Here is a 10236-nt window from a genome sequence, read left to right as displayed (position 1 = left end):
GGTACACGCGCAGACCGGCAGTGTGCGGTTTGCGCGGACCGAGGTTTGAGTGAGTCCGTGTCCATCGTCACGACGGCGGCGCCGTCGGGGATCGAGCGCTCAGGTGCCACGGTAGGTCCCGTAGCCGAATGGGTTGAGCAGCACGGGTACGTGGTAGTGCTGGTCCGGGTCGGCGATCGTGAACACCACGACGACTTCCGGATAGAAGTAGTCACGTCCGGCGCCGGCGAAGTAGCTGCCTGTGTCGAAGCGCAACGTGTAGTCGCCTGCCCCGAGCCGATCCGGCCCGATCGAGCCGATGCGGCCGTCGGTGTCGGTGACGCCGTCGCCGATCTGTACGCCGCCCTGCTCCAGCGCGACGGTGACGCCCTGGGCCGCTCGACCCACGCTGGTGTCGAGCACATGCGTGCTCAGGGTTCCCACTTACATCACGTCCTTCAATCGGAGCAGGGCGATCTCGCGCAGCGCGGCAACGGTCTCGGCCCGCTCGGTGTCGTCGTCGTTGCCCAGCCGGCGGCGCAGCTCGGACAGGATCTCGCTGGAGCTGCGACAGGCGGCCCGGATCAGGAAGACCCGGTCGAACCTCCCCTCGTACTCCCGGTTGCCCTCGGCCAGAGCGGCCAACACCTCCGTGTCATCGCGATCCACCTGCGCCTGTTCCCGCGCGGAGAATTCGGCGTCGTGCCCGACACCGGCCCGCTCGCCGATCCGGGGGTGGCCGTCCAGCGCAGCGGAAAGGTCGTCGTCGGACAACTCGGCTGCCGACGCCTCGGCCTGGGCGGTCAGCGCGGCGTAGTCCGCGTACGGCCGCCCACCGGACACCTCTGCGGCCCAGCGTGGGACCCGCAGGCAGGTCAGCAGCCGTCGTGTCGCCTCCGTATCGGAGAGCGCGTTGAATCCGTCGACGGAGACGTCGCCGGTCATGTTGATGCCTCTCTAAGTGTCGAGATGCCGGGTGCGGGCCGAGTGGATCGGGTTTGCCTCGGCCACCAGTTGGTCGAACCGGTACGTGGCGATCTTCGCGATCTCGATCAATGCCGCCGCGTGTTCCTGGGTCGGCGAATTGTTCAGCCGTTCCCAGCCGTGCCGCAGCAGCTGGTCGATGTTCGCCTGATCGCGCACGGCCATGATCAACGTGAAGCCGAAGCGGTCGCGGTAAGCCTCCGTCAGTGCCGCCAGCTCCTGGTGCTCGTGTTCGGCGAGCCGAGTCAGCCCAAGCACCGACTGGTCGGATATCGAGTCCTCGCCCTCCTCGCCCGTTGCTACCGAGACGGCCCCCAGATCGGGGTAGGAGCTGATGAGCTGCTCCTGTTCTTGCGGGGTTGCCGCGAACAACGCTTCCTGGAACGCCCGGCGCAGGTCCAGGGTGTCGCTGAACGGACGCTGAGAGTAGGCCCGTTCCACCACCCAGTCCGGGCCCTGGAACAGCCCGGAGAATGTGCGCACGAACTCATCCGAGGACATGTTGTTCACGTTGTCGAGTCGCACCAACCCAGCGCCTGGCGTGCCCGCGACGGCTGGGCCACGGCCCTTGCCGATGTGATGGAACACCAGGTTGAGCCCGATCGCGGTGATGCTGCCCAGCGTGATCCCGCTGCCCAGGATTATCTGCGCCCATTCCGGCACCGCCTTGGCCACGTCGGGCTGGGCGGTCACGTACATGGCCAGGCCGACGCTGGTTGCCACGATGACGACGTTGCGATGGTCGTGGAAGTCCACCCGGGAAAGTGTTTGGAAGCCGACCACCGCCACCGTGGCGAACATGGCGATGGCGGCCCCGCCGAGCACCGGGTGCGGAATACCGGCCACGATGGCCGCCGCCTTCGGTAGCAATCCGAGGATGATCATGATCGCCCCGGCCGTGGCGACGACATAACGGCTCTTCACCCGGGTGAGCCGGACCAGGCCGACGTTCTCGGCGAAGCAGGTGTACGGGAAAGAGTTCAGGACACCGCCGATCGTGGTGGACAGGCCGTCGGCGCGTAGCGCACGGGCGATGTCCTCGCGCACGATGCGCTTCTCCACGATCTCGCCGGTGGCGAACACGTCACCGGTGGTCTCGACGGCCGTGATGAGCATGACCACGATCATCGAGACGATGGCGGCGAGCGCGAACTTGGGCCAGCCGAAGTAGAACGGCGTCGTCACGCCGAACCAGGACGAAGTGACCACCGCGTCGAAGTGGGCGTCGCCGAGGATGTAGGCCACCACGGTTCCGACGACCAGGCCGATCAGCACCGCGACGGTGGCCATGAAGCCCTTGAACATGCGCTGGATGAGGACGATCAGCGCCAGGGTGCCCAACGCGTAGGCCATGTTCTTTCCGCTGGTCGGGTCGAGCGTCGGCCCCGCCCCGCCTGCCGCGTCCGCCGCCGCGACCGGCAGCAGTGCGATACCGATGATCGTGATCACCGATCCGGTCACCACTGGCGGGAAGAAGCGGATCAGCTTCGAGAAGAACGGGGCGATCAGGAAGGTGAACAGCCCGGCCACGATGACCGCGCCGTAGATCACCAACAGCCCGTCGGTGCCACCGCCGGCGGCCATCCCGATGGCGATCATCGGGGAGACCGCGGTGAAGGTCACCCCTTGCAGCAGCGGCAGCCGCACCCCGATCTTCCAGAAGCCCACGGACTGAATGATCGAGGCGATGCCGCAGGTGAACAGATCCGCGTTGATCAGGTGGATGAGCTGGTCGGTGGTCAGCCCGATCGAGTTCGCCAGCAGGATCGGGACGATCACCGCGCCGGCGTAGAAGGCCAGCACGTGCTGGAAGCCGTAGACCGCCAGTTTGGGGACCGGAAGGATCTCGTCGACCGGGTGCTTCTTCGGGCGCGGCTTTTCGAGAGTCGCGGAGGTGGATTTGGTCATGGGATGCCGTCCTTTCAGCAGAAGCCAGGGGCGTCATACCAATTGGAGCCGCCCGTCGACCATGAGGTGGGGTTTTTGCAAAGGCGCACGGTCAGTGGTCCGCTGACGGGGCGTGGTCGTCGCTCTGACGGCGCACGACGACGGGCAGCTTCTGCTGCTCCTTCATCTCGTCATCGAGCGTGTCGCCCAGCTTGTCGAGCTCCGCTTCGGCCGCGGCGATCACCGATGCGCCCGGCTTCTTGCCGGAACGGATCTCGTCGAAGAGCACGTTGAGGACGACAGCGACGAGCGCGGTGGCGCTGATGCCGGAGTGCATGATGACGCCGAACCAGTCCGGGAACGCTTCCCAGAAGTCCGGTGCCGCGATCGGGATGATGCCCACCGCGACTGCGACGGAGACGATGACCATGTTGAGGTTGTCCTGGTAATCGACCCGGGAGAGCGTGCGGATGCCGCTTGCGGCCACCGACCCGAACAGCACGATGCCGGCGCCGCCCAGCACCGGGTAGGGGATCGCGGCGACCACCGCTCCGACTACGGGCAGTAGGCCGAGCAGAAGGAGGACCAGCCCGCCCATGGCCACCGCGAATCGGCTCTTGATCCCGGTCAGTGCGACGAGTCCGACGTTCTGTGCGAAGGCGCTCGCTGGGAAGGTGCCGAACAGCGGAGCGACGGTTGTGGCGGCCATGTCGGCGCGCAGGCCCGCGCCGACGCGCTTCGCGTCGACCTTGGTCCCGACGATCTCTCCGATCGCGAGGATGTCGGCCGTGGTCTCGGTCATGATCACGAGGATCACGATCGTCATCGAGATGATCGCTCCCACTTGGAAAGTGGGTGTCCCGAAGTGGAGGATCGGTGGCAACGCCAGGATGTCGGCATCACCGACCGTGGAGAAGTCGGCTCTACCCGCGAACGCGGCGATCACGGTCCCGGCCACGAGCCCGATCAGGATCGACAGGCGTGACAGCGTGCCCTGGAAGAGCCGGCTGATCACCAGGATGATGACGAGCGTCAGACCGGCGTAACCGATGTTCCCCATCGAGCCGAAGTCGGGCGCCTCGGAGTTGTTGCCCATCGCCCACTGGAACGCCACCGGCATCAGTGACAACCCGATGACCGTGATGATCGTGCCAGTGACGACGGCAGGAAACAGCCGCACCAGTTGGGCGAAAAACGATGACAGGGCGAGGCCGATGAGCCCGGCGACGATGATCGCGCCGAAGACCGGGCGCAAGCCGTCCTCACTGGCGATCGCAACCATCGTCGACACACTCGCGAACGAGATGCCCTGGACGATGGGCAGACGACTGCCGACGGGTCCGAGTCCGAGCGTCTGCAGCAGCGTGGCCAGGCCGCTCACGAACAGCCCGGCCGTCACCAGCAATGCCATGGCGCCCGGCGACAAGCCCGCCGCACCGCCGACGATGAGGGGCGGCGCGATGACGCCGCCATACATCGTCAGGATGTGCTGCGTCCCGTAGGCAAGCAGCTGTCCGAAGCCGTACATCTGGTCCTCAGGACGCCCGCGGCGCGCCGGATTTCGTCCGGCACCTGTGAGCAGATTCATCGTCGCGTACCTCAGCAGAAGCCGGGGGTGTTCAACCAGGCGTCACCGGGGTCGGAGCCGCCCTCGCGCACGACGGAGGCCTCGATCAGGCCGTAGGGCCGGTCGGCGGCGATGTAGACCTCGTTGTTGTTCTCCACGCCAAACGGCGACAGGTCGACGACGAAGTGGTGCTTGTTGGGTGCGGAGAACTTGATCTCGGCCACCTCGGGACGTGCCTCGAGCACCGCCTCGCCCATCTGGTAGAGCGTCTGCTGCAGGGCTTCGGAGTATCTGCCTGCGAACACTTCCAGCATGGTCCGCTTGATGTCGTCGTAGGTCTTGTTCCAGTCGTCGACGTCGGTGTGCTCGTAGCGCCACCGGGCGGTCAGCGAGGTCGCCATGATCCGGTCCTCGGTCTCCTGCAGGGTCGTGTACTTGTCCTTCAGGAAGCCCTTGAAGCCCGACCCGGTCGATTTGAGAATCACGAGATCCTGCACACCGGAGACGACCCAGACCCGGCGCTCGCCGCCGCTGTCGTCGGTGGTGACCACGGTGGTGCGGAACTCGGGGCCGCGTCGGACGAACGAATGGTCGTGCCCGGAGCCGTCCACCTCGATGCGCTCCCAGGTGTACTCCTCGATCCCGATCCTGGACGCCGTCGCCTTCGGAGCAGCGTCCAGGAATTGCGCTCCGAGGGCGATCCCGAACTGCTCAGGGGAGGTGACGCCCTTCTCCTTGGCGAAAGCGAACGCGGTGTTCTTCTGCGTGTCGGTGGGCAGCACATCGCCCTGATCGCCCGTGATGTGGGCCGCGGTGAAGTCGCCGCGCAACGCTGTCGACACGTTCAGATCGCGGATCTCATGCCGGTCGGTGTCGCGATACACGCGCACGACTCGGTTTTCTGCCTTCCCGTACTGGTTCGGTCCGAGGGCGATGCCCATTCCTGCTCCTTGCACCTTGTTGTTCTCGCATCGCGGAATGACCTCCGTGCGACCGGAGTATTTCTTCCGTATTGCGAAAATAAACTTCCATTCCTAAAATCAATCGTGACCTACCTCACACACCTTGTCAAGATGGTGGAGCGATCTGATCCGTTTGAGCCGGTGTTCGGCCTCTTGACGTGACGTGTAACACGGGCGTACTGTCTGTTTTCGTAATACAGAAGTATATTTCCGTAATACGGAAGAGATGTCGAAGTCATGTTGAAGAGTCACCAGCTTCCCCTTGAAGTCAACTGTTCGATCCTTTTCACCGAACTCCCCCTGCTGGAGCGCCCCGCCGCGGCTAAGCAGGCGGGTTTCGAGGGCGTCGAGTTCTGGTGGCCGTTCCCCGAGGCGGTGCCCGCCGACAAGGACGTCGACGCATTCGTTGCGGCGGTCGAGAACGCGGGTGCGCAACTCGCGGGGCTGAACTTCTTCGCGGGTGATATGCCCGGCGGTGACCGTGGCCTCGTGTCGTGGCCCGCCCGCGACGCAGAGTTCCGCGACAACATCGACGTCACGATCGCTATCGGAAAACGTTTGGGTTGCAAGGCTTTCAACGCTCTGTACGGTAATCGCGTCGAGGGCGCGACACCGCAGGAACAGGATGAACTCGGCGCCGAAAACCTCGCGCTGGCAGCCAGGGGGGCCGCGAGCATCGGCGGCACCGTGCTTGTCGAGCCGGTCAGTGGGGCGCCGGCGTACCCGCTTCTCACCGCCGCCGATGCGCTCGCCGCGATCGACCGTGCCGGCGAGCCGAACCTCGGTCTGCTCGCCGACCTCTATCACCTGGCGGTCAACGGCGACGACGTCGACAAGGTCATCGCCGACCACACCGACCGAATCGCACACGTGCAGATCGCCGACGCCCCCGGCCGCAACGAGCCAGGAACGGGTTCGCTTCCGTTGCTGCGGCAGCTCGCCGACCTCAAGGCCGCGGGTTACGACGGCTGGGTCGGCCTCGAATACAAACCGTCCGGCGCTTCCGCCGACAGCTTCGGCTGGATTCAGAGCTAAGGAGAACTGCGCATGACCAATATTGCGTTCATCGGCCTCGGCATCATGGGCAGTCCGATGGCGGTCCACCTGGTGAGGGCGGGCCATCAGGTGGCCGGATATAACCGCTCGCCGGAGAAGGCCGCTCCTCTGGTCGACGCGGGTGGCCGCGCAGCGGAGTCGATCGCCGACGCCGTGCGCGACGCCGATGTGGTCTGCCTGATGGTGCCTGACTCGCCCGATGTGTCCGATGTGCTCGCGGGTGAGGGCGGGGTGTTCGACAACGCGAAACCGGGCACGCTCGTCATCGACTTCTCGAGCATCCGCCCCGACGTCACCACCGAACTCGCCGAGCAGGCCGCAACCATGGGTCTGCGCCTGGTCGACGCGCCCGTTTCGGGCGGCGAGGCCGGGGCGGTCAATGCGGCGCTGTCGATCATGGTCGGCGGCGAGGCGGACGACTTCGAAGCGGCCAAGCCCTACCTGGACGTGGTGGGTAAGACGGTGGTCCATGTCGGCCCCAGCGGAGCGGGCCAGACGGTCAAGGCGGCCAACCAGCTGATCGTCGCCGCGAACATCGAGGCGCTCGCCGAGGCGGTCGTCTTCCTCGAGGCCTACGGCGTGGATACCACGGCCGCCCTCGAGGTGCTCGGCGGCGGCCTGGCCGGCTCGAAGGTGCTGGATCAGAAGAAGCAGAACATGCTCGATCGATCCTTCGAGCCGGGCTTCCGGATCGCATTGCACAACAAAGACCTTGGCATTGTCACCGCCGCCGCCCGCGAAGCGGGCGTCGTCGTACCCATGGGCGCGATCGTGGCCCAACTGATGGCCAGTGCCCTTGCCAACGGTGATGGCGGGCTCGACCACTCCGGACTGCTGCGCGGGGTGGAGCGACTGAGCGGAAGGACTCAATCATGACCAACATGCGTGCGGTCGACGCCGCGGTGCTGATCCTGGAGAAGGAGGGCGCCACCCAGACCTTTGGCGTGCCCGGTGCGGCCATCAACCCGTTCTACAGCGCGATGCGAGCGCACGGCGGCATCAAACACGTGCTCGCACGGCACGTCGAGGCCGCCTCCCACATGGCCGAGGGTTACACCCGGGCCACGGCGGGCAACATCGGCGTGTGCATCGGCACGTCCGGCCCGGCGGGCACCGACATGATCACCGGGCTGTACTCCGCGTCGGCCGACTCGATCCCGATCCTGTGCATCACCGGGCAGGCTCCGGTGGCCAAACTGCACAAGGAAGACTTCCAGGCCATCAACATCGCCGACATCGCCAAGCCCGTCACGAAATGGTCGGTCACGGTGATGGAGTCGGCGCAGATGCCCGGCACCTTCCAGAAGGCCTTCCAGGTGATGCGTGAGGGCCGCCCCGGTCCCGTGCTCATCGATCTGCCGATGGATGTGCAGCTCGGCGAAATCGACTTCGACATCGACAGTTACGAACCACTGCCGGTGCCGAAGCCTGCCGCTACCCGCAAGCAAGCGGAGAAGGCGCTGACCATGCTCGCCACGGCCGAGCGGCCCCTCATCGTTGCCGGCGGCGGTGTGATCAACGCCGATGCCGCCGACTTGCTTGTCGCGCTCGCCGAGATCACCGGTGTGCCCGTCGTCCCGACCCTGATGGGCTGGGGCACCATCCCCGACGACCACCTGCTGATGGCCGGAATGGTCGGGCTGCAGACGTCGCACCGCTACGGCAACGCGACGATGCTCGAATCGGACTTTGTGCTCGGCATCGGCAACCGCTGGGCCAATCGGCACACCGGCAGCGTCGACACCTACACGAGAGGCCGCACCTTCGTGCACGTCGACATCGAGCCGACGCAGATCGGTCGCATCTTCGCGCCCGACTACGCGATCGTGTCCGACGCCAGGGCCGCGCTCGAGGTGCTCGTCGAGGTCGCCAAGGAGTGGTACGCCGAGGGCCGGCTTCCCGACCGCGGTGCGTGGGCTGAATCATGCCGGGTGCGCAGGCGAAGTATGTTGCGCAGGACCAACTTTGACAATGTCCCGATCAAGCCGCAGCGGGTGTACCAGGAGATGAACAAGGCGTTCGGACCCGAGACCCGCTACGTCAGCACCATCGGCCTGTCCCAGATCCAAGCCGCGCAGTTGTTGCACGTGTACAAGCCGCGGCACTGGATCAACGCCGGGCAGGCGGGCCCGCTCGGGTGGACGATCCCGGCGACACTCGGGGTCGCGACCGCCGACCCGGACGCAGTAGTCGTCGCGTTGTCGGGTGACTACGACTTCCAGTTCCTCATCGAAGAACTCGCGGTCGGCGCTCAGTTCAACATCGGATACATCCACGTCGTGGTGAACAACTCATACCTGGGCCTGATCCGGCAGTCGCAGCGCGGCTTCGACATGGATTACTGCGTGCAGTTGTCCTTCGACAACGTGAACAGCCCCGAGCTGGGCGCATACGGGGTCGACCACGTCAAAGTGGCGGAAGGTCTGGGCTGCAAGGCGATCCGCGTCACCGAGCCCGACGAGCTGTTGTCCGCGTTCGAGCACGCCAAGGAGCTGATGAGAGAACATCGGCTGCCGGTTGTCGTCGAGGTGATCCTCGAACGGGTCACCAACGTGTCGATGGGCACAGAGATCGACAACGTCGTTGAATTCGAGGAATTGGCACTGGCGGGCGAGGACGCCCCCACGGCGATCGCACTGCTCGACTAGACCCGACAATGCCCACTGTGCTGATCGCATCAGACAAGTTCAAGGGGTCGCTGACGGCCGCTCAGGTCGCCGACGCTGTCGCCGAGGGGGTGCGCCGGGCGCGGCCGGATGCGCGTGTGGAGTCGGTCCCGGTCGCCGACGGCGGCGACGGCACGATCGCTGCCGCGCTGGCCGCCGGGTTCGAGCACGTCCCCGTCGTGGCGTCAGGACCGACGGGGGAGCCGGTGCACACTGGTTACGCCCGCCGCGCGGACCTTGCGGTGGTCGAGATGGCCGACGTGGCCGGGCTGACCCGGCTGCCCGGCGGCGTCCTCGCCCCACTGCACGCGTCGAGCCGGGGTGTCGGTGAGGTGATGGCGGCGGCGATCGCTGCGGGTTGCCGCACCGTCATACTCGGCATCGGCGGATCGGCAAGCACCGACGGGGGCGCCGGATTCCTCGCAGGGCTGGGCGCAGTTCTGCTCGACGCCGATGGAGCACCGGTCGGAGACGGCGGCGCCGCCCTCACCCGGATCGCGAGCGTGGAGCTGGCCGCGTTGCGTGAGCGGACCTTCGGTGTCCGCGTCATCCTCGCCAGCGATGTCGACAACCCACTCACCGGGCCAAAAGGCGCAGCCGCCGTCTACGGGCCGCAGAAGGGCGCAACGCCCGAACAGGTCCGCGAACTCGACGATGCGCTGGCGCATTTCGCCGACCTCGTGGCCGGGGCAACGGGTGCAGATTTCCGCCGCCACGCGGGTGCCGGGGCGGCAGGCGGAACCGGCTTCGCCGCGCTCGCCGTCCTCGACGCGGAGCTTCGGCCCGGCGTCGACCTGGTCCTCGAGCTGGTCGGCTTCTCGGACCGGCTCGCCGAGGCTGACCTCGTCGTGACGGGCGAAGGCGCCCTCGACGAGCAGACCCTGCACGGCAAGGCCCCTGCGGGCGTCGCCGCTGCGGCCGTGGCGGCAGCCATCCCGGTTGTCGCGGTATGCGGCCGCAATCTGCTCAGCGCCGAATCCTTGCGCTCGGCGGGCATCATCGCCGCGTACGCCCTCACCGATCTCGAGCCCGATGTCCGGAAATGCATCGCCGACCCCGCACCGCTGCTGGTGCGCCTCGGCGAACTGATAGCGACCGACCTTCTGTCGGGACGAAGGTAGACCGATTCAAGGGC

Annotated in this window: 9 protein-coding genes; 4 read left to right on the top strand and 5 right to left on the bottom strand. The window is 66.4% G+C overall.

Annotated elements, in window-relative coordinates; all coding sequences use genetic code 11:
• Positions 1-99: 99 nt before the first annotated feature.
• The 5 genes from uraH to pucL all read right to left on the bottom strand — a co-directional run bounded on the left by uraH (position 100) and on the right by pucL (position 5358).
• A complete protein-coding gene (gene uraH, locus ACVWWN_RS02985) occupies positions 100-423 on the bottom strand; it encodes a hydroxyisourate hydrolase (RefSeq protein ID WP_457142558.1) in 324 nt (107 codons plus the stop codon).
• Entirely contained in the window at positions 424-924 is a 501-nt protein-coding gene (uraD, locus tag ACVWWN_RS02980; protein ID WP_457142557.1) for a 2-oxo-4-hydroxy-4-carboxy-5-ureidoimidazoline decarboxylase, read from the bottom strand.
• Positions 925-936: 12 nt separating this feature from the next.
• Entirely contained in the window at positions 937-2871 is a 1935-nt protein-coding gene (gene uraD, locus ACVWWN_RS02975; protein WP_457142556.1) for a 2-oxo-4-hydroxy-4-carboxy-5-ureidoimidazoline decarboxylase, read from the bottom strand.
• 91 nt (positions 2872-2962) lie between these two features.
• Positions 2963-4438 (bottom strand): nucleobase:cation symporter-2 family protein, encoded by a 1476-nt coding sequence (locus tag ACVWWN_RS02970; protein WP_457142555.1) that lies wholly within the window; start codon positions 4436-4438, stop codon positions 2963-2965.
• An 11-nt stretch (positions 4439-4449) separates the two neighbouring features.
• The gene (gene pucL, locus ACVWWN_RS02965; protein ID WP_457142554.1) at positions 4450-5358 is read right to left on the bottom strand and encodes a factor-independent urate hydroxylase; all 909 of its coding nucleotides are present in this window, start codon (positions 5356-5358) and stop codon (positions 4450-4452) included.
• A 258-nt stretch (positions 5359-5616) separates the two neighbouring features.
• On the opposite strand from pucL, the gene ACVWWN_RS02960 reads away from it, so the two are divergent.
• From ACVWWN_RS02960 to ACVWWN_RS02945, 4 genes are read left to right on the top strand one after another with little or no spacing between them, the layout of a single operon-like run.
• Positions 5617-6414: a hydroxypyruvate isomerase family protein gene (locus ACVWWN_RS02960; RefSeq protein ID WP_457142553.1), complete on the top strand. Its 798-nt coding sequence runs from the start codon at positions 5617-5619 to the stop codon at positions 6412-6414.
• Between the two features lie 12 nt (positions 6415-6426).
• On the top strand, positions 6427-7311 hold the full coding sequence (locus tag ACVWWN_RS02955) for a 2-hydroxy-3-oxopropionate reductase (RefSeq protein WP_457142552.1): 885 nt from the start codon (positions 6427-6429) through the stop codon (positions 7309-7311).
• Complete coding sequence (gene gcl / locus ACVWWN_RS02950) at positions 7308-9083, top strand: glyoxylate carboligase (RefSeq protein WP_457142551.1); 1776 nt, start codon at positions 7308-7310, stop codon at positions 9081-9083. The genes ACVWWN_RS02955 and gcl overlap by 4 nt, the downstream gene beginning before the upstream one ends.
• Before the next feature lie 8 nt (positions 9084-9091).
• On the top strand, positions 9092-10222 hold the full coding sequence (locus tag ACVWWN_RS02945; protein ID WP_457142550.1) for a glycerate kinase: 1131 nt from the start codon (positions 9092-9094) through the stop codon (positions 10220-10222).
• Positions 10223-10236: the final 14 nt, after the last annotated feature.

This window comes from Mycobacterium sp. URHB0021 (assembly GCF_054057895.1).
Note: the sequence above shows the minus strand (reverse complement) of the source record. Positions and strands in the feature narration are given on the sequence as shown.